This window comes from Bradyrhizobium sp. Mp19, assembly GCF_029952935.1.
Taxonomy (GTDB): domain Bacteria; phylum Pseudomonadota; class Alphaproteobacteria; order Rhizobiales; family Xanthobacteraceae; genus Bradyrhizobium; species Bradyrhizobium elkanii.
Genome location: NZ_JASAUT010000024.1, coordinates 13,987 through 33,114 on the forward strand (window position 1 = coordinate 13,987; position 19,128 = coordinate 33,114).

Consider the following 19,128-nt stretch of genomic DNA (forward strand, 5'->3'; position numbering starts at 1 on the left):
CCTGACCCGAGTGAACACCGACGCAATGTACAAGCTCTATTCGATGCAGCGCTCCGGCAACAGCTACAAGGTCCGGCTGGCGCTTGCCGTGCTGAACACGCCGTACGAGGCGATCGAGATCGACATCCTGCGCGGCGAGAGCCGCACCCCGGAATTCCTGGCCAAGAATCCGAGCGGCCAGGTGCCGTTGCTCGAGGTCGCCGAAGGCCGCCACCTCGCCGAGTCCAATGCCATCCTCTGGTACGTCGCGATCGGCACACCGCTGGCGCCGGAGTCGCGGATCGAGCGCGCCGAGGCGCTGCAGTGGATGTTCTTCGAGCAGCACGCGCTGGAGCCGAACATCGGCGCCGCCTATTTCTGGCTGTCGCTGGTCAAGGGCGGACGCGACCTGCAGACGCACGCGCTGGAGGACTGGATGGAGCGCGGCTACGCGGCGCTGCAGGTGATGGAGAATCACCTCAAGGAACACACCTATTTCGCCGCCGGACAGCTCACTGTCGCCGACATCGCCCTCTACGGCTACACCCACGTCGCCGACCGCTGCGACTTCGACCTGGCGACCTTTCCGTCGATCCGCGCCTGGCTCAAGCGGGTCGAGCAGACCCCCGGATTTGTCTCGATGGACTGGCAGCCTGGTACCGAGGCCGAGCCTGAGCCCCGGCTCGCGGCCGGCGTCTGAACGGCCGGGTGTGAATCCGGGGAATAACGGGGAAACTGCCTAAATAGCGGGCAAAACCTGCGCCACCGCCGCATTTTAGCCATTTTTGGACGGCGCCGCCGCCGCAATGTTGCCGGTGACAACCGGCAGATTCGCGCGGATGTCGCGAGTGATTCGCTCGCGGCCTGAGGGATTTAGACCATGAAACGATGGTCCGGCACGGCAGGCTTCGATGGCCGCCCTGCCCCGGTGGCATCATCCCGGCTGACGAACGCGATCGCCGCGTCGCTCGCGCTTGGCGCGCTGACGCTGTGCCTGGTCGTCGCCGTGACCGTGCTGTCGAGCAACATCACCATGGCAACGGCGATCCCGGCGTAATCAAGCAATTTCCGGTTGGCACCTGATCCGCGGCAAGGCGCGGGAGAGACAGCGGCGCGACATGATGAAGACCCCCGTCGGACTTGTGACCGTGACGCTGTCGGCGGCGATCCTGCTAGCGGCATCGCTCCTGATCGTGACCGGCACGCAAGGCGAAGACCACGCGCGCCCCGCGCATGTCACGACGCCGGCCGCCAAGCCGGCCCCGCACCACTAGCGCCGTCTCGAACGCAAAATGCGCTAGCCCCATTTGTGGAAGATGAGAAACGCGCCGGCGGCGATGAAGGCAAATCCGAGCGCGTGATTCCAGCCCAGCGGCTCCTTCAGGTACAACACCGAGAAGGCGGCGAACACGACCAGCGTGATCACCTCCTGCATGGTCTTGAGCTGCGCCGCCGAGTAGACCGCGCTGCCCCAGCGATTGGCCGGCACCGCCAGCCAGTATTCGAAGAAGGCGATGCCCCAGCTCACCAGGATGACGATGGGGAGCGAATGATCCTTGAACTTGAGATGGCCGTACCAGGCGAAGGTCATGAAGACGTTCGAGGCGAACAGCATCAGGATCGGCAGCAGCGAAGGCGAAATGGCGGGCATCGATTGTCCTCTTGCAAGCAAAGCACGCGGTAACCCGCAGGCACGGAACCGGGTTCCGCGCCGATCTGCATATCATTTGATTTGAAAGCAGCGAAAGCTGGTTCGGCCCTCGCAACGCCCGCTTAACGGTCGTCACGGAAATGCCGGCGCCGTTGCGGCCCTGTCGTCAAACTGCGGCTTTATCGTTCGTTTGACAGACAGCGAGAACGCGCATGCGGTTCGACTGGCGTGCCATTTCAGGTCCGGCCCTGACGGCGATCACGGCATCCGCCGCCTTCCTGATCGATCGCCTCGTTGTCGCCGTCCCCAATCCCGCGCCGCTGTTCGTCTGCATCGTGGCGCTTGCGAGCTCGATCAGCGGCATCACCTCCGGGCTGATCTCCGCCGCGATCGCGGTGGCCGCCTCGGCGCTGTTCTTCCTCGATCATCGCGCGCTGCCCGGTTACGACACCGCCGACGTCGTGCGGATGCTGATGCTGGCGGCGACCGCGGCCGGCACCGCCGTGATCACCGGAATGCTGCGGCAGAAATGGATCGACGCCTTTGCCGCCGACCAGCAGCATCACGCGACCTCGGAGCGGCTCGCCGCCGCGCTCGACCAGGTCGACATCGGCATCGTGCTGCTCGACGCCGACACCCGCGCCGAATTCATCAACCGCGCCTTCCGCGACTATTTCGCGCTGTCCGATGCGCAGGCCGACAGCAGGCCGCCCTTCGTCGCGCTGATGTATCACGGCCGCGATACCGGCGCCTATGAACTGCCGGAGGACGAGCTGAGCGCATTCATCGCCGAGCGCATCGCGATGATGCGTGCCGGCGACTCCACGCCGATCAATCTCAGCCTCGCCGACGGCCAGGTGCTGCGCTTCAGCTGCACCGCACTGCCCGACGGCGGCCGCATGCTGAGCTACACGCCGGTCACCGACCTCGTACGGCACACCGACGATCCCGCCAAAGCCGACGAATACCGGGCGCAGCGCGCCGGCCGCGAACGCCATCTGGCGCGACTGCTGCGCGCCGCCGAGTGAGGCGCGACCTCGTCCGCAATTGATCCTGCGAGATAGCGACGGTAGAATCTCGCGGGCGGTGCGGACGCATCGCCCGCAAGCAGGATCATCCAGGAATCTCCATGGCCGACGACGTCACCATCCGCTTCGTCACGCGCGACGACTACGCCCAGTGGCTTCCTCTGTGGGACGGCTACAATGCCTTCTATGAGCGATCCGGGCCGACCGCGCTCGCGCCCGAGATCACCGCGATGACGTGGGAGCGTTTCTTCGATGCCTATGAGCCGGTGCATGCACTGGTCGCCGACGCCGGCGGCAGATTGCTCGGGCTGACGCATTATCTGTTTCACCGCTCGACCACGGCGATCGCGCCGACCTGCTATTTGCAGGATCTGTTCACCAGCGAAGCCGCGCGCGGCAAGGGCGTTGGCCGCGCGTTGATCAACGGTGTCTACACGCAGGCCAGGCTCGTGGGTTCGCCGCGCGTCTACTGGCAGACGCATGAGACCAACCACACCGCGATGCAGCTTTATGACAAGGTCGCGGACAAGCCCGGCTTCGTCATCTATCGCAAGATTGTCTGAGCCCGCATCCGCGCCTGTGGATTGAACAGAGGTGTCACCGGCACGTTACAAAGCCCGGCTAGGCTTGCGCTCGCGCAGATCAGGCCCCCCGTCTCAGATCTTCGCCGAGCGGTCCCCGTCAGTCGCCGCGTCTGACCGGGACCGCTTTTTTTGCGACATCTCATTTTGCGACATCGCCATTTTTGCGACTTTGCCATGCGCGATCGGCGGTAGGACGGCACCTTGCCGGGCCCTGGCGTGCTTGTCACAATGCGCGGCACCCCTCGCCTATCCCACAGGATTGTCTCATGGAAATTCGTAATCTCGGCGGCTCCGGGCTGCGCGTGTCCGCGGTCGGCCTCGGCTGCAACAATTTCGGCCAGCGCACCGACCTCGAAACCTCGCGCAAGGTGATCCACAAGGCGATCGATCTCGGCATCACCCTGTTCGACACAGCCGACATCTATGCCGGCATGGGCGGCTCGGAGACCGTGCTCGGCACCGTGCTGGGCAACCGCCGCAAGGACATCGTGCTCGCCACCAAATTCTCCAAGCCGATGGCGACCGACGGCACCAAACAGGGCGCCTCGCGGCGCTACATCATGTCGGCGGTCGAAGCGAGCCTCACCCGCCTGAAGACCGACTATATCGATCTCTACCAGCAGCACGACTACGATCCGCTCACACCAATCGACGAGACGCTGCGCGCGCTCGACGATCTCGTCCGCCAGGGCAAGGTGCGCTACATTGGCAACTCCAACTTCCCGGCCTGGCGGATCGCCGAAGCCGAGTACGTCGCGCGCCAGATGAACGTGAACCGCTTCGTGTCCTGCCAGGACGAATACAGCCTCCTGGTGCGCGACATCGAAAAGGACCTGCTGCCGGCGGCGCAGCAATACAATCTCGGCCTGCTGCCCTTCTTCCCGCTCGCCAGCGGCCTGTTGACCGGCAAGTACCAGCGCGGCGCCGCTGCACCCGCCGATACCCGCTTCGCCAAGGCGCCGGCCCTGAAGGATCGCTACGTCACGCCGCGCAACGAGGACATCGTCGAGAAGCTGCAGGCGTTTGCCAGGGAGCGCGGCCACACCATGCTCGAGCTCGCCTTCTCCTGGCTCGCCGCCCGCCCGCAAGTCGCAAGCGTCATCGCCGGCGCGACGCGACCCGAGCAGATCGAGCAGAACGTCAAGGCGATCAGCTGGAAGCTGAGCGTGGAGGAGATGACGGAGATTGATGGGATCACGAAGGGGTAGACACTGCGGTCGTGTAACCACAGCGTCGTCCCGGCGCAGGCCGGGACCCATTACCACTAATGCGCGTGGTTATGGCGTGCTGTGGCTCCACCGTTTTCCAGCAATCGAGTTCGGTGGTAATGGGTCCCGGCCTTCGCCGGGACGACGTTGTGGTTGGAGCTAGCGCTTATGCTACCAGCCCCTTCATCGGCTTTACCGGGGCGCTGTCCGGAAATACGGCATCAGCCAGCACGCGTTCGCCAAGGCCGAACTGGTCGTGCAGCACGCCCTTGATCACGGCGCGCAGGTCGGTGGTCGGGGCGAGGTCGCGGGCCTGGTAGAGATTGGCGGGCTTGAGGCCCGGCCAGTCGGTGATCATGCGGCCGCCATTCACGGCGCCGCCGGCGAGCAGCGCGATGGTGCCGGTGCCGTGGTCGGTGCCCTCGGTGCCGTTGATGCGCGCGGTGCGGCCGAACTCGGTCGCGACCACGATCACGGTGTCGCGCCAGCGCGCGCCGAGCCCGCTCTGGAATTCCGCCAGCGAGCCGTCGAGGCCGCCGAGCAGCTGCGCGAGGCGGCCGACCGGCCCGCCTTCATTGGCATGGGTATCCCAGCCGTCGAAGGCGAGCGCGCCGATCCGCGGGCCGTCATCGGCCGCCATCAATTTCGCGGCGCCGCGCGCCACGAGGCGCATCGCCGCCACGCCGCCCGCCCCGGGCTTCGGCTTCATTTCGTCGCCCTGCGCCTGCTTCTCGAGCTGTAAGCCTTGCGTCAGCGCGCTTGCCAGCGCCGGATCGCGATGCTGATAGAGATCGAGCAGCCGCATCGCGGTGTCGTCAGCGGCTTGCGGCAGAGCGGTCGGGGCCCAGCCGACGGTCGGCGCCGCGCCGCGCAGCACCAGCGGCGTGGTCGGGCCGACCGCGAGCGCGCTCGTCACCCGCTCGCCTTTCGGCAGCGCCTCCAGCGCGCGGTTCAGCCAGCCGGACTGCACGCGGCCCGGACCGGGGAAGCCGCTCTCCAGCACGTCCTGGCCATCGAAATGCGAGCGATCGCGATAGGAGGTCGCCACTGCATGAACGACTGCGGCCTGCTTGGCGCGATACATCCGCGAAAATTCCGGCATCGCCGGATGCAGGCCGAAGAACGGATCGAGCATCACCGCCGCGTTCGGGCCATCGGGGCGCAGCGCGATCGCGCCATGCAGGCCGGCATAATCAGGGTCGCCAACCGGGGCGACCGTGGCGAGGCCGTCGAGCGCGCCGCGCAGGATGATGGTGACGAAGCGCGGATCTCGGCCATCGGCCGCGCGCGCGAATTTCGGCAAATACGCCCAGGCCGCAAACGAGGCGCCGCCGAGCAGCAGCGCGCGCCGCGACGTCGCCTGCAGCATCAGGCTCTCGGAGCATTCCATCGTCATCTCCTCTGGAACTCGGGCGACATCAACAGCAGCGCCAGCGCCTGCTGCCGCGATTCCGCACGCTCGATGGTGCGCCGCGTCTCGGGCGAGGCTGCATCGGCGGCAATGAGCTCGAGCAGGTCGCGCGGGTCGAAGCGGTCGGCGAGCTGGGAGGCGACTTGCGCCGAAATGTCGAGCCTGAGCTTGACGCCTTCAGGTGCCGCCCAGGCCGCGGCGGTGTCCGGAAATCCGTTCGGCCCGGCCGGCGACCACAAGGGCTGGCCGAGCACGTTGAGGCCATTGAGATAGCGGCCCGGATCTTCGGGATTGCGCGCCAGCAGGCGGCCGGATGCGACCAGGAATTCGTAAGGCGAACGCATCTTCGTCAGCGGCGCCTGCCAGGCCTCGTTAGACTGCACTAGCGTGGTGGCCAGCGCCCCGAGATCGCCGTCTGTTTTCGTGAACGTATCCTTTAGCCTCGCCACCAGCGCCGGCGGCGGATCGTCGGCGACGAAGTGGCGCGCGAATTTGGTCGCGATGAATTTTGCGGTCGAGGGATGCCGCGCGATATCAGACAGCACCGCCTCGCCCTGCGCGACGCCGGCCTGCGCGTAGGTCTTGCCGAGCACCTGCTGCGGTCCGGGCTGGTGCGCATTGGCATTGAACACGAAGCTGCCGGGCGTGCCGAGTTGGCCACGGCGGCCGGCAAAGGTCCAGCCGGTGATGACGCGCGCCAGTGCCGTCACGTCGTCCTGGGTGTAGCCGCCGCCGACGCCGAGCGTATGCAGCTCCATGATCTCGCGCGCGAGGTTCTCGTTCAGGCCACGATTGCGGTTGATACCGGCGCGCGACTCCGGGCCGAGCGATTGCTGGTTGTCGAGAAAGAACAGCATCGCGGGATGCTGCTCGACGGCCTTCAGCATGTCGCCGAAGCGGCCGAGCACATGCGGACGGATCGCCTCGCGCTCGAACGCGCCGGCCCACATCCGCGCCAGCGCGCCCTTGTTGGCGGAGATGCAGAAGTGGTTGGACCAGAACACCACGAGCCGCTCGACGAAGCCGCAATCGGCGACCACGCCGCGTTGCAGCCGCGCCAGCGCCTCGGCGCGGAACGTCTTCTGGATGATGTTGAGCGGCTGCGCCGGCGGCTTGGGCGGACCGGCCAGCGGCTGTATCGTCGGAGGCTGCATCGGAGCCGACGGCGTCATCGCCGCATTGGCGTTGTCAGGCGCCTGCGCCTGCATCGCCGAATCCTTCCCGGCGATCTCCTTGGCGGCGGAGGGCAGCGACAGGTTGCGCCGCGGCTGTGGCTTGGCGTCCGGTCCTTGCGGCGGCGTTTCGCTCGCGCCTTGCTGCGCGGCCTTCGCGGCGTTGCGCGCCTGCTGGATCTCGAACTGATAGTCGAACACCTGCTTGCCGAGTTCGGGTGTCGAGAGCAGGCCCGGCACTTCGAGCAGCGCGCCGTTCGGACGCGCCAGTTCCGCCAGCACGAAACCGCGAGGATCGGAGGCCGCGTTGATGAAGTCGCCGGACGCCCCGCCGCGGGCGCCGAATCCAAACCGGTTGAGGGCGACCAGCGCGGCTTGCGAATCACGGGCCATCAGAATTTCCTTGACGAATTCCCGGGCGATTTCCTTGACGATTTCCTTGGCCGCCTATCCCGGCTATATCTGTCGCACGGCATCATAGCGCGGTCCGGGATGAACCCGAGATTAATTCGCGCATTAAATCGCGGTTAGAATGGACCTCTCGTCAAACGATCGTTCCCAACCAGGATCTCCGCGCCGGCTTGCCTGCACGGCATGCGGCAGCGAATTTTCCTGTTCGCTCACGGGCGCATGCTGGTGCTCCGATGAGCGTTTTCGCCTGCCGATGCCGAGCGACGGCGGCGACTGCCTGTGCCCCGCATGCTTGCGCAAGCTCGCGGAACAGCAAGCAGCGGTGAGCGCCACGTGAACGCACGCTGGACCGTCGACGCCGTCCTGCTCGACATGGACGGCACACTGCTCGACACCGAGAAGGTCTATTTCGACAGCCTGGTCGCGGCGCTGAATGCATGCGGCTACACCGACGACGTCGTCGCGCTGTGCCACTCCATGGTCGGGCTTCCCGGCCCGGCCTGCGAAGCGATGCTGCGCGATCATTACGGCGCGGCGTTTCCGCTCGCCGAGGTCAACCGCGCCTTCATCATCAACCGCGATCGGATGTTCGAAGCCCCCTTGCCGCTGAAGCGCGGCGCGCTGGCGCTGCTTGACGGGCTCGCCGCCGCCGATTGCCCGATGGCGATCGTGACTTCGTCGTCCCGCCGCACCGCCGAGCGCCATCTCGGGCTCGCTGGCATCCGCGACCGCTTCGACACGTTGCTGACGCTTGACGATGTCGCGCAGGGCAAGCCGGATCCGGAGCTCTATCTCAGGGCAGCCGCGCGGCTCGGCGTGACGCCGGCGTCCTGCATCGCCGTGGAAGATTCCAACCACGGCGTCGCCGCCGCCCACGCCGCCGGCGCGATCACGCTGATGGTGCCGGATATGGCGCCGCCGACCGAAGCGATTCGTGCGAAATGCGCAGCCGTACTGCCGGACCTCAACGCGGTGCTGGCGTTGTTGCGCGAACGCGGCGCGCTCTGATCGTCATTGCGAGCGTCAGCGAAGCAATCCATCGTCCCGCATATGCCCGGACATGTTGTCGGCACGCTCGCGGAGTGTCCATTGGCTGATTGAGTTGCTACCGCCGCGCCAGATTGATCCTTCAGCACGGCGCCGGTGGCAGCATCATGCGCGCTGCTATTTCGTGATTCTGGGCCGCGTGGATGTCGGCGGCGTTGGCGCCGCGGGCTGAAGATTGAACGTCAGCCAGACGTTCCAGCCTGCTGGCCGATTTTCATTGGCGAATTCGCCGTAGCCCTTCAGGTTCAGATATCCCTGCATGTCTCCGACCGGGAAAATGTAGCCGACCTGCGGGCCGACGCCCGCCACGCGCGACCGGAAGCAGCCGACACGATCGCCCGAGCCGCCATCGCAGCCGAGTTGCTGATAGAGGTAACCGACGAGACCGACCTGCCACTGCTTGGTCAGGAATTGCGACGCACCCCAGTCGAGGTGCATGTCGACGCCGCTTTGATATTGCGTGGAGGGGTTGACAAAGTTGTAGGTGAATCCCAGCACCGTCGAAAATTCATGCCCGGTCTTTGGATCGAAATAGGTGTAGCCGCCGCCCGCGTCGATTGCCCAGTGCCCAAGCCCCAGATTCGCAAGGCGGCCCGACTGGTAGGCGCCGGCCGGGAGGTCGGCGGTAACGTACGTCATGTAATTGTTGACACCTGCATTCCAGCGTAGCGCGAACTGCGGGATCAGGTCGCCGAATGCAATGAGCGAGCTGTCGATGCTGTCAAACCGGGAGAAGGGGAACGTGGCGCCGCCCGGTCCCGCCAATGTCCCAACGAGCGATCCCGCCAGCGACGTGGAGTTGGAGCCGTAGGTCGCCAGCAGGCTGGCAGAGGCCTGACCGCCCAGCACGGGTGTTGCAAAAGTATAAGTCCCGGCTACAAGGCCAAGATTCACATTCGCATTGACGTTCGCGTTCACGGTGGCCGTCAGATTCGCGGGAAAGCGACCAAGCGTGATTTCGCGCGACCGCGCCACGTCGCCGCCGGCGGAAACAGAGGTGTGATAATAAACCGAGGTCACCGACCAGCCCGGCGCCTGCTGAGGAACAGCCGCGAGGCTGCCAAAAAATCCGGGTAACCAAAAGCTGATGCCATTTTCGTCGGCGCGAGCCGCTTGGGTGGACAGCACCAGCAGAGCGGCAAGCGCCCCAACTCTCAAATGCCACTGCGAAAAAAATCTGCGTCCCAAACCCGGTCCAAGGTACCCCATCGCCGATCCCCCGACTCTCGCGATCCCACCGTCGCTCCGGCGGGGTAGAAGCCCGGAAAGAATAAGCCGACGCCGCCGTTGGTCCATGCGAAATCGGCATATTTGCGTTCAGCCGGCCCTTTATTGAAAGGCTGTGTTCATGACGCCACAGCCTTGGCACTTTTTGCATAGTCGTCAGGGGCTCTCGACAAGGAAGAGGCGACCTGGCTCGATTGATCTAGATCAACATGAGAACGATGCGGTGCTGGAAGCATCTTGTCTTGTCTCGTTCGCAGATGCTGCGCCGTCGGTCTCGCACTTCAGATACTCGATCGTCTTTTGACTGACCAAAGCGTTAAATCCTCCCGAAGCAACCGGCGAGCTGGAAAGCTGCCGAGAGGTTCTTGCTCCGGCGACGCTCGTAACTTTGAAACTCGTTCACTGCGAGTAGCTCATGCTGCATGCCGCAAGATCATCGCGGCGGGTCCGAGGGCGGAAGCTACGACTCTCGTCAGCCGAACCTCAGGATTCCACGCAAGGTGCCTAAGGCGGCTCGCATCTTTGCGCCCCTAGCCATTGCCGCCGCTATCGTCCGGCCACGCGTCATGCCGATCGACACCTCAGCAAGCCATGTCGGCTTCAGGTGCATCACCAGGAAGAGGATCACGTCATGAGTAACGACACGATTCCAGAAAAGCCTGAGATGGGTACAGAGCCGATCAGTGCAGGATTGAAACGCCGCGATCTCTTGTTGAGCGGCAGTTCGCTCGTCGCCGTTTCGGCACTCTCTGCTGTCGGTGCGACAAGCTCCGCGCAGGCGCAGCAACCAACGCCGACCCCGGTGCCCGCGCCGGCCGGACAGCGGCCCAATATCGTCGTCATCATGGGGGACGATATCGGCATCTGGAATATCGGTGCTTACCATCGTGGCATGATGGCCGGCCGGACGCCGAACCTCGACAAGATCGCCGCAGAAGGCATGCTGTTTACTGATTATTACGCCGAAGCGAGTTGCACCGCAGGCCGCGCCAACTTCATCACCGGCGAGCTGCCGATCCGCACCGGCATGACAACGGTCGGTCAGGCCGGCGCCCCCACAGGCTTGCCGGCGGAGGCCGTGACCATTGCCACCGCGCTCAAAGGCATGGGCTATGCCACCGGCCAATTCGGCAAGAACCACCTTGGCGACAAGAACGAGTTTCTGCCGACAGTGCACGGCTTCGACGAGTTCTTCGGCTATTTGTATCATCTCGACGCGATGGAAGACCCGGCCCACCCCGCTTATCCGCAGGAGCTGCTAAACACAGTCGGTCCGCGCAACATGATCCATTCGTGGGCAACCAATGTGGACGATGCCACCGTGGATCCGCGCTGGGGCAAGGTCGGCAAGCAAAGAATTGAGGACGCCGGAACGCTCTATCCCAAGCGGATGGAAACTGTGGACGATGAAATTCGAGACTTTGCGTTGAGTTTCATTGAAAAGGCCAAAGCCGACAACAAGCCGTTCTTCTTGTGGCTCAATCCAACTCGCATGCACATCGTCACGCACTTGTCGCCCAAGTATCAGGCGATGCGCAACTCCAAGAACGGTTGGTCGATTCATGAAGCCGGCATGGCACAGCTTGACGACGATGTCGGCGTCGTCATGCAAAAGCTTAAGGACATGCGCGTGGATGACAACACCATCGTCATCTTCACCACCGATAACGGCACCGAGGTCTTCACTTGGCCGGATGGCGGACAGACGCCTTTCGCGCAGAGCAAAGGTACTGTCATGGAAGGCGGCTTCCGCGCGCCCGCGATGATCCGCTGGCCGGGCAAAGTGCCGGCCGGCAAGGTCGAGAACGGCATCATCTCCGGGCTGGACTGGTTCCCGACCTTGCTGGCTGCTGCCGGCAACCCGAACATTGTCGAGGAACTGAAGAAGGGGAAGCACATCGGGGACCGTACCTACAAGTGCCATCTGGACGGTTATAATCAGATGGACATGATTACCGGCAAGGGGCCGTCGAACCGGCACGAAATCTGGTACTTCGGTGAGAGCGAGCTCGGGGCTGTGCGCATCGACGACTACAAGTATCGTTTCATCGACCAGCCGGGGGGCTGGCTGGGCGAAAAAAGCAAGGTTGACGTGCCCTACCTGACCAACCTTCGCCTGGATCCGTTCGAGCGAACGGGCTGGCCTGATAGCGGGACCAAATACGGCGCGCAACAATACTTCGACTGGTTCAAATATGAGTTCTGGCGCTTCGTGTTCGTTCAGCAGGAGGTCGAGAAGCTGGCCATGACCGCGGTCGAGTTTCCGCCGATGCAGAAGGGCGCGAGCTTCAACCTCGATTCCGTGAAGGCGAAAATCGAGGCCGCCAGGACGGCAATGGCAAAGTGAGATTCATAATCGCGTTGGGCGGCGTCCATGCCGCCCAACGCCGTCTCCTCCGGCCTTTCGATATTGCAGATCGGTTCACCGAAGTCCGCTTCCGGGAGTGGAGCGGGCCAATAGCGAACGGGTCTGGCCCAAGGCCGGGGTACTTCAGTCCGGATCAATGTCGCCTTTTCAGAGCGTAACGGACGGGCCTCTATGTGTACACGCTCTAACCCCGTTTGCGCGCCGACTTCGCCAGCGCCGTCTCGATCAACGTGCGCGCGGCTTCGCCGGCGGTCTCCATATAGCTCGCGTCACGGTGCAGCAGCACCACGGCGAATGATCCGTCCAGCAACAGCAGGATCTGCCGCGCCAGCTTGAGCGGATCGGCGATCCCCTGCTCCGCGAAGGCTGTGCGCAGCCAGTCCTCGAACTTCTTCTTGTGCGCGGCGCCGATCCGGATCGCGGGATGCCCGGGCATGTTGGCGAGCTCGGCGGAGGTGCGCAGGAAGCCGCAGCCTTTCCACTTCGGATGCCGCGCCGAGCGCGCAAGGTTCTTGAAGATCGCCTCGACCTTCACCGCCAGGCCGCCCTCGGCCTCCGCGAACCATTTGCGGAACAGCGCGAGATTGGGCTGATCGCGCGCAGCGAGATAGGCGGCGACGAGGTCGTCCTTGCTCTTGAAGTGATAATACAGCGTGCGCTTGGTGAGGCCGGCCTTGGCCGCAACCTCGTCGACGCTGACGCGGCGGATGCCTTCATTGTAGAACAGCGCGCTCGCCGCCTGGACGATGCGCTCGCGGGTGGGCTCGGAGGGTCTGGGCATGGCGCGTATGTATACTAACCAGTGAATATACACAAATTCCGGCTGGCTCTACATTCGGCGCTGACACGAAACAGCCATGCCGGAGAGCGCACCATGCCCGAACCCATCCTGCTCGAGATCACCGACGGGATCGCCCTGATCACGCTGAACCGTCCCGAGCAGCTCAACGCACTGAACTACGCGCTGATCGATCAGCTGATGGCGGCACTCGACCGCATCGAGGGCGACGCTGACGTGCGCGCGGTGATCCTGACCGGCGCCGGCGAGCGCGCCTTCTCGGCCGGCGCCGACATCAAGGAATTCTCTGACAGCGTCAAACGGGGAGCCGCCGTTGCGGTGCGCGACTTCGTCCGACGGGGACAAGCCATGACCGCGCGGCTCGAGGCGTTCAAGAAGCCCGTGATCGCCGCGGTCAACGGGCTCGCCTTCGGCGGCGGCTGCGAGATCACTGAAGCAGTACATCTTGCGATCGCCAGCGACCGCGCGCTATTTGCAAAACCCGAGATCAAGCTCGGCATGCCCCCGACCTTCGGCGGCACGCAGCGGCTGCCGCGGCTGGCCGGACGCAAGCGCGCCCTGGAGCTGCTCCTCGCAGGCGATCCGTTCCCGCCCGAGCATGCGCGCGAGATCGGGCTGGTCAGTCAGATCGTGCCGCACGATCAATTGCTGACGGCCGCGCGCGAGCTCGCCGGCCGCATCACCAGGCATTCGCCCGGCGCCGTCGCCGGCACCATCACCGCTGTGACGCGCGGGCTCAACATGCCGATTGCCGAGGGCCTTTTGGTCGAGAGCGAGCAGTTCGCCGCGCTGGTGCCGAGCCGCGATCTCGCCGAGGGGCTTGCGGCGTGGAAGGAACGGCGGCCGGCGAAATATGTCGGGGCTTGAAAACCCGCTAGTGCGACATCCGTCATTGCGAGCGAAGCGAAGCAATCCATCGATCCGCATACGCGGAAAGATGGATTGCTTCGTCGCTTCGCTCCTCGCAATGACGGTGGATAGCCCTACCGCACCACCGCCGCGGTCTGTCCGAACAAGAGCTTGCGCTCTTCCTCGGTGCGGATCGCGGGCTGGCCGAAATTCGGATTGACCTCCTTCGCCTTGGCATAGGCGCGCTCGGTCGCCGGGCGCCTGCCGATCGTCTCCAGCCAGCGCTTCAGATGCGGGAAATCGTCGATCTCCTGGCCCTGGTTTTTGTAGGGCACGACCCAGGGGTAGCTCGCCATGTCGGCGATCGAGTAGTCGCCGGCGATGAATTCGCGGTCGGCCAGCCGCTTGTTGAGCACGCCGTAGAGCCGGTTGGTCTCGTTGACGTAGCGGTCGATCGCGTAAGGCAGCTTCTCGACGGCGTAGTTGCGGAAGTGATGGTTCTGCCCGGCCATCGGCCCAAGCCCGCCCATCTGCCAGAACGTCCACTGGATCACGTCATAGCGGCCATGAATATCGGCCGGCAGGAATTGTCCGGTCTTCTCGGCGAGATAAAGCAGGATCGCGCCGGACTCGAACAGCTGTAGCGGCTTGCCGCCGCCCTTCGGCGCGTGATCGAGAATTGCGGGGATGCGGTTGTTCGGCGCGATCTGCAGGAAGTCCGGCTTGAACTGATCGCCTTTGCCGATGTTCACCGGGAAAATCCTGTACTCCAATCCGGTCTCCTCAAGAAACATCGTTATCTTGTGACCGTTCGGCGTGGACCAGTAGTGGAGATCGATCATGGGCGTGATCCTGCATTGCCAGGGACTGCCGATGTCGTGCATCGGCGAGAAAGATGCGAATGCATGAAGTTGGGCGCATAACCGCACCCAAGTCAATGGTGGGCGCATTGCACCGCGCGCGAATGTGATCTGCGGCCAGCGCAACTGCCAGATTGAGCCGCATCCCGATTGCTCCTAAGCTCAACGTGTTTGGTATTGAAAAATTTTCAGAACACGGGGGATTATGATGACGCGGGATTTGGCACGACGTGATTTCCTGAAAGGCTCGGCGGCGATCGCCGGCGCTGCGGCCGCGGGCGCCTTCTCCTGCGTCGAGATCGCCAGCGCAGCGCCGATCGAGGTGCCGACCGTCGACAAGCTCTCGATCCGCGTGCTGGTCGATTCCAGCTTCGATTTGTTCTTCAAGCCGAAGCAAGCCGGCGGCGTCACCATCGCGTCGCCGCCGCGCTCCGCCGACTACCAGAAGTCGCTGCACAATGAATGGGGCCTGTCGCTGTGGCTGGAGTCGGAGGTCAAGGGCACGCAGCGCACGCTGATGCTCGACTACGGCTACACGCCGGAGGTGCTGCTCAACAACATGGCGCTGGTCGGCGTCGATCCGTCGAAGCTCGACGCGCTGATCGTGAGCCACGGGCATTACGATCATTTTGGCGGCCTCAACGGCTTCCTCGACAAATTCCGCGATAAGCTGCCGGCCGACGTGAAGCTCTATGCCGGCGGCGAGGACAATTTCTGCCACCGCGTCAGCGCAACGCCGACCAAGGGCCAGTTCAACGATTTCGGCACGCTCGACCGCCGCCAGCTCGCGGCGCAGCGCGTCACCACCGTGCTGTGCGAGACCCCGACCGTGATCGCGGGCCATGCCTTCACCACCGGCAAGATCACCCGCCGCAGCATCGAGCGTGTGCTGCCGCAGACCTGGGTCGAGTTCGGCATCAAGGACGGGCTCGGCTGCAACGCCAGCCACTATCTGCCGGCCGAGATGGAGGGCAAGATCGTGCCCGACGAGCACATCCACGAGCACGCCACCTGCTTCAACGTGCGGGACTTCGGCCTCGTCGTGATCTCGTCCTGCGGCCATGTCGGCATCGTCAATTCGGTGAAGCAGGCGCAGGAGGTCTCGGGCATCCAGAAGGTGCACGCGATCGTCGGCGGCTTCCATCTCGGGCCCGCGCCGAAGGACTACCTCACCGAGGTCGTCGCCGAGATCAAGAAGCTCGACCCCGACGTGCTGATCCCGATGCATTGCTCCGGGCTCAACTTCGTGCACGAGGCGACCGCGCAGATGGGCGACAAGGTGCTGGTCACGACGACGGGCAGCCGCCTCTCCTTCGGCATATGATCGCGCCGATCCTGCGCGGATTCGCGTGCGCCGGCGCCGGCCTCTGGTTGACGCTGGCACCCGTGCTGGCGGGCGATGCGCCGCCGCAATCGGCGCGCTCGGCCGCCGAGATCATGGATATCCTGATGTGGAACAGGGAGCCGGTCGGCGGGCCGTTCGCGCTGACCGATCAGGCCGGCCATCAACGCACCGACAAGGAGTTCCGAGGCAGGCTGATGCTGATCTATTTCGGCTTCACCACCTGCCCCGACGTCTGCCCAACCGATCTGCAGGCGATCGGGCTTGTGCTCGACAAGCTAGGCCGTGACGGGGATCAGGTGCAGCCGATCTTCATCACGGTCGATCCCGAGCGCGACACCGCAGCACATCTGGCAGAATACGTGCCGATGTTCCATCCGCGGCTGATCGGGCTGACCGGCAAGCTTGATGCGATCCGCAAGGTCGCCGATGCCTACAAGGTCTATTTCGCGCGGGTGCCGCTGAAGGATGCCGGCGACTACACCGTCGATCACACCGCCTACATCTATCTGATGGACCGCGAGGGCAATTATCTCGGCTTCTTCCCGCCGGGGACGTCAGCCGACCGGATGGTCGAGATCATCCGGCCGAGACTCGAACAGTGACGGTAGAGATTGGCAATTCTAACCGCTCGATCGGTCCACCTTTCCCCTTGTGGGAGAGGTGCGATGATCACCGCGCTCAGGTTCACTGTATCCGCCCATGCGCGCGCAAAAAGCTCGCGCCGCTTTCCGTCACCGTCACCCGCATGCCTTCGACCGAGGGTCGGCGCGCGACATAGCCGCGGTCGACGGCGTCCTCCCAGATCGTCAGCCGCGGGCATGAGCTGCGCCAGACCTCGAGCACCTCGGCATAGTGCCGCGGCTCGCGCGCGACCCACTCGACAAGATCGAGCACGAGGGCATCGGTGGTCTCTGTCATGTGATCCTCGCCGTCAGCAGGGATTCATTGTCTCCGGTATTTCTGCGCCGCTTGGCCTCTTCCGGCAAACTGAGTTATCTTGCCCATGCATCAGTTTTCCTGAGGGTTCATGCGGCGGCTGCTCTTTCTCAACGGCATCAAGGCGTTCGAAGCGGCGGCGCGGACCGGCAGCTTCGCGGCGGCGGGCAGCGAGCTCAACGTCTCGGCCGCCGCGATCAGCCGGATGGTGCACCTTTTGGAGGAGCGGCTCGGCGTCGCGCTGTTCGAGCGCAAGGCCAACCGCCTCGTCACCACGCCGGCCGGCCGCGCCTACCAAGGCGGGCTGACGCCGATCTTCGACGCGCTGGCGAGCCTCACCGCGCAGGTCACGGCGTCCGCGAGCGCGCGGGTGCTGACCGTCGGCGTCGGACCGACCTTTGCGCTGAAATGGATGATCCCGCACCTTGCCGAGTTCCGCAAAGCGGAGCCCGACATCGAGGTGCGGATCACGACCGGCGGCATGGCGGTGCCGTTCGCCGACGACTGGAGCTGCGGCATCCAGCTCGGCGACGGCCCGTGGCCGGGCCTCGTCGCCGAGCCGCTGTTCGCCGCCGATTTGATGCCGGTGTGCACGGCGCGGCTCGCCAATACCCTGAAGCGCCCCGCCGACCTCAAGGGCCCGAGCCTGATCCGCGTCGCCCATTCGCCCGACGACTGGCCGTCCTGGCTGAAGGCGGCGGGCGTGCCGCGCCTGACCGCGCGCGGGCCGGAATTCCAGTTCTACGGCCAGGCGCTGCAGGCAGCGAGCGACGGGCTCGGCATCGCGATGGGCATCCGGCCCTATATCGACGACGATCTCGCCGCCGGCCGGCTGGTGGCGCCGTTTGCGCTCAGCGTGCCCAAGGGCATGCGCTGGTATCTGGTCTATCGCGGCTTCCACGCCGAGCAGCGCGATTTCGCCGCGTTCCGGCGCTGGATCATCCGCGCCGCGGCGGAGCCCGCCGACCGCCGCAAGGGAACCCGCAGTGCCTGACGAGACCGTCGATACGCTGGTGATCGGCGGCAGCCAGGCTGGGCTCACCATGAGCCACCGGCTGAAGCAGCGCGGCATCGCACATCTGGTGCTGGAGCGAGGTCGCATCGCCGAGCGCTGGCGCAGCGAACGCTGGGACGGATTGATGTTCCAGTTTCCGAACTGGTCGGTGCGGCTGCCGGAATTTGCGTTTCCGCACAGCGATCCGGACGGCTTCTCGGACACCGCTGCCATCATCGCCTTCATCGAGGACTACGCCGCGTTCGTCGCGCCGCCGATCCGCTGCGGCGTCGCGGTCACCAAACTGCGCCGCGATGCCGGCGGCTTCCTCGCCGAATTTGCCGGCGGCAGCATCGCCGCCCGCAACGTCATCGTCGCCACCGGCCCCTATCAACGGCCGCTGCGGCCCGACCTGCTGCGCGATCACCCCGGCCTGTTTCAGGTCGATGCCGCCGGCTACAGGAATCCCGCGCAACTGCCTGACGGCGCCGTGCTGGTGGTCGGTGCCGGCGCGTCGGGCGCGCAGATCGCCGAAGAGCTGATGCACGCCGGCCGCGATGTCTTCCTCTCGGTCGGGCGTCACAACCGCCTGCCGCGCCGCTATCGCGGCCGCGACCTGATCTGGTGGCTGGCCGAGATGGGCATCGACCGGACGCCGGTCGAGCAGCGCGGTCCGTCGCGGCTGCTGCCGGTGATCTCCGGCGCCCATGGCGGCCACACCGTCGATTTCCGCCGCTTCGCCGCCGGCGGCGTGACCCTGCTCGGCCGCGTGACGGCGGCGCGCAACAGCGTGCTCGAGATCGCGCCCGATCTCGCCGCCAACATCGCCAATGGCGACGCCTATTACGCGACGTTCCTCGGGATCGTCGACGACTTCGTCGCCGCGCGCGGCCTCGATCATCCCGATGATCCGTTGGCGAGCCTCCGTTTACCCGATCCGTCGTGCCTCACCGCGCCGCTCAATGCGATCGACCTGCGAGCCGCGCGGATCAGGAGCGTGATCTGGGCCACCGGCTACGGTCTCGATCTGAACTGGATCGACATACCGGTGCTGGATGCCGACGGCGCGCCGCGACACCGCCATGGCGTCTCCGACGTGCCCGGCCTCTATTTCCTCGGCCTGCAATGGCTGTCGAAGATGAAATCCTCGTTCCTGTCAGGCGTCGGCGACGATGCCGCGGTGCTCGCCGACCACATCGCCGGCCGCGGCTAGCGGGAGGCGGAAGACCGGGCAATATCGAGCAGCCCGAGGCTGCCAC

At 65.0% G+C, this 19,128-nt stretch carries 21 protein-coding genes and 1 pseudogene; 15 read left to right on the top strand and 7 right to left on the bottom strand.

Translation table 11 applies throughout. From position 1 onward, the window contains the following. The first annotated feature begins 25 nt into the window (after positions 1–25). The 3 genes from QJT82_RS24430 (at position 26) to QJT82_RS24440 (ending at position 1,253) form a co-directional block, all read left to right on the top strand. Positions 26–679 carry a glutathione S-transferase family protein gene (locus tag QJT82_RS24430; RefSeq protein WP_028336064.1) on the top strand — a complete coding sequence of 218 codons (654 nt, stop codon included), beginning with the start codon at positions 26–28 and terminating at the stop codon, positions 677–679. A 180-nt stretch (positions 680–859) separates the two neighbouring features. Next, positions 860–1,036: a hypothetical protein gene (locus tag QJT82_RS24435; RefSeq protein ID WP_168859259.1), complete on the top strand. Its 177-nt coding sequence runs from the start codon at positions 860–862 to the stop codon at positions 1,034–1,036. A 61-nt stretch (positions 1,037–1,097) separates the two neighbouring features. Further along, positions 1,098–1,253, top strand: a complete 156-nt coding sequence (locus tag QJT82_RS24440; RefSeq protein ID WP_162832398.1) for a hypothetical protein — start codon at positions 1,098–1,100, stop codon at positions 1,251–1,253. Positions 1,254–1,276: 23 nt separating this feature from the next. Here QJT82_RS24440 and QJT82_RS24445 read toward each other — a convergent pair whose 3' ends face one another. After that, a complete protein-coding gene (locus QJT82_RS24445) occupies positions 1,277–1,630 on the bottom strand; it encodes a DMT family protein (RefSeq protein ID WP_028336063.1) in 354 nt (117 codons plus the stop codon). Positions 1,631–1,842: 212 nt separating this feature from the next. On the opposite strand from QJT82_RS24445, the gene QJT82_RS24450 reads away from it, so the two are divergent. The 3 genes from QJT82_RS24450 to QJT82_RS24460 all read left to right on the top strand — a co-directional run bounded on the left by QJT82_RS24450 (position 1,843) and on the right by QJT82_RS24460 (position 4,450). Then, positions 1,843–2,658, top strand: coding sequence for a PAS-domain containing protein (locus QJT82_RS24450; RefSeq protein ID WP_028340564.1), 816 nt, complete (start codon positions 1,843–1,845; stop codon positions 2,656–2,658). A gap of 101 nt (positions 2,659–2,759) precedes the next feature. Further along, a complete protein-coding gene (locus QJT82_RS24455) occupies positions 2,760–3,221 on the top strand; it encodes a GNAT family N-acetyltransferase (protein WP_026193354.1) in 462 nt (153 codons plus the stop codon). A gap of 287 nt (positions 3,222–3,508) precedes the next feature. Continuing rightward, complete coding sequence (locus QJT82_RS24460) at positions 3,509–4,450, top strand: aldo/keto reductase (protein WP_028340565.1); 942 nt, start codon at positions 3,509–3,511, stop codon at positions 4,448–4,450. A gap of 166 nt (positions 4,451–4,616) precedes the next feature. Here the strand turns inward: QJT82_RS24460 and QJT82_RS24465 are convergent, their stop codons facing one another. Continuing rightward, the gene (locus QJT82_RS24465) at positions 4,617–5,846 is read right to left on the bottom strand and encodes a DUF1501 domain-containing protein (RefSeq protein ID WP_028340566.1); all 1,230 of its coding nucleotides are present in this window, start codon (positions 5,844–5,846) and stop codon (positions 4,617–4,619) included. Continuing rightward, entirely contained in the window at positions 5,843–7,426 is a 1,584-nt protein-coding gene (locus tag QJT82_RS24470; protein WP_028340567.1) for a DUF1800 family protein, read from the bottom strand. Before QJT82_RS24470 ends, QJT82_RS24465 begins: the two co-directional genes overlap by 4 nt. A 139-nt stretch (positions 7,427–7,565) precedes the next feature. On the opposite strand from QJT82_RS24470, the gene QJT82_RS24475 reads away from it, so the two are divergent. Beyond that, positions 7,566–7,781: a cysteine-rich CWC family protein gene (locus QJT82_RS24475; protein ID WP_080686734.1), complete on the top strand. Its 216-nt coding sequence runs from the start codon at positions 7,566–7,568 to the stop codon at positions 7,779–7,781. Continuing rightward, positions 7,778–8,452, top strand: a complete 675-nt coding sequence (locus tag QJT82_RS24480; RefSeq protein ID WP_028340568.1) for an HAD family phosphatase — start codon at positions 7,778–7,780, stop codon at positions 8,450–8,452. Before QJT82_RS24475 ends, QJT82_RS24480 begins: the two co-directional genes overlap by 4 nt. Positions 8,453–8,608: 156 nt before the next feature. Here the strand turns inward: QJT82_RS24480 and QJT82_RS24485 are convergent, their stop codons facing one another. Continuing rightward, entirely contained in the window at positions 8,609–9,700 is a 1,092-nt protein-coding gene (locus QJT82_RS24485) for a transporter (protein WP_245288708.1), read from the bottom strand. A gap of 431 nt (positions 9,701–10,131) precedes the next feature. Between QJT82_RS24485 and QJT82_RS24490 the strand changes: the two are divergent. Together QJT82_RS24490 and QJT82_RS24495 are read left to right on the top strand one after the other, a co-directional pair. After that, positions 10,132–10,353, top strand: a pseudogene (locus tag QJT82_RS24490) (SUMF1/EgtB/PvdO family nonheme iron enzyme); the annotation flags it as partial. A gap of 29 nt (positions 10,354–10,382) precedes the next feature. Further along, entirely contained in the window at positions 10,383–12,065 is a 1,683-nt protein-coding gene (locus tag QJT82_RS24495; protein ID WP_080686736.1) for an arylsulfatase, read from the top strand. A gap of 205 nt (positions 12,066–12,270) precedes the next feature. Here the strand turns inward: QJT82_RS24495 and QJT82_RS24500 are convergent, their stop codons facing one another. Next, positions 12,271–12,867 carry a TetR/AcrR family transcriptional regulator gene (locus tag QJT82_RS24500; RefSeq protein ID WP_028340571.1) on the bottom strand — a complete coding sequence of 199 codons (597 nt, stop codon included), beginning with the start codon at positions 12,865–12,867 and terminating at the stop codon, positions 12,271–12,273. A 93-nt stretch (positions 12,868–12,960) separates the two neighbouring features. Between QJT82_RS24500 and QJT82_RS24505 the strand changes: the two genes are divergently transcribed. Then, positions 12,961–13,752, top strand: a complete 792-nt coding sequence (locus tag QJT82_RS24505; protein WP_028340572.1) for a crotonase/enoyl-CoA hydratase family protein — start codon at positions 12,961–12,963, stop codon at positions 13,750–13,752. Positions 13,753–13,868: 116 nt separating this feature from the next. Here the strand turns inward: QJT82_RS24505 and QJT82_RS24510 are convergent, their stop codons facing one another. Further along, entirely contained in the window at positions 13,869–14,576 is a 708-nt protein-coding gene (locus tag QJT82_RS24510) for a glutathione binding-like protein (RefSeq protein WP_028340573.1), read from the bottom strand. A gap of 226 nt (positions 14,577–14,802) precedes the next feature. Here QJT82_RS24510 and QJT82_RS24515 point away from each other — a divergent pair, with 226 nt between their 5' ends. Both QJT82_RS24515 and QJT82_RS24520 read left to right on the top strand, forming a co-directional pair. Then, positions 14,803–15,918: an MBL fold metallo-hydrolase gene (locus QJT82_RS24515; protein ID WP_028340574.1), complete on the top strand. Its 1,116-nt coding sequence runs from the start codon at positions 14,803–14,805 to the stop codon at positions 15,916–15,918. Continuing rightward, positions 15,915–16,541, top strand: a complete 627-nt coding sequence (locus QJT82_RS24520; protein ID WP_028340575.1) for an SCO family protein — start codon at positions 15,915–15,917, stop codon at positions 16,539–16,541. The genes QJT82_RS24515 and QJT82_RS24520 overlap by 4 nt, the downstream gene beginning before the upstream one ends. An 82-nt stretch (positions 16,542–16,623) precedes the next feature. On the opposite strand, the gene QJT82_RS24525 is transcribed toward QJT82_RS24520, so the two are convergent. After that, positions 16,624–16,857 carry a hypothetical protein gene (locus tag QJT82_RS24525; RefSeq protein ID WP_028340576.1) on the bottom strand — a complete coding sequence of 78 codons (234 nt, stop codon included), beginning with the start codon at positions 16,855–16,857 and terminating at the stop codon, positions 16,624–16,626. 109 nt (positions 16,858–16,966) lie between these two features. Here QJT82_RS24525 and QJT82_RS24530 point away from each other — a divergent pair, with 109 nt between their 5' ends. Both QJT82_RS24530 and QJT82_RS24535 read left to right on the top strand, forming a co-directional pair. Continuing rightward, a complete protein-coding gene (locus QJT82_RS24530; RefSeq protein ID WP_028340577.1) occupies positions 16,967–17,869 on the top strand; it encodes a LysR substrate-binding domain-containing protein in 903 nt (300 codons plus the stop codon). Then, positions 17,862–19,082, top strand: coding sequence for an NAD(P)-binding domain-containing protein (locus QJT82_RS24535; protein WP_028340578.1), 1,221 nt, complete (start codon positions 17,862–17,864; stop codon positions 19,080–19,082). The genes QJT82_RS24530 and QJT82_RS24535 overlap by 8 nt, the downstream gene beginning before the upstream one ends. Positions 19,083–19,128 lie beyond the last annotated feature (46 nt).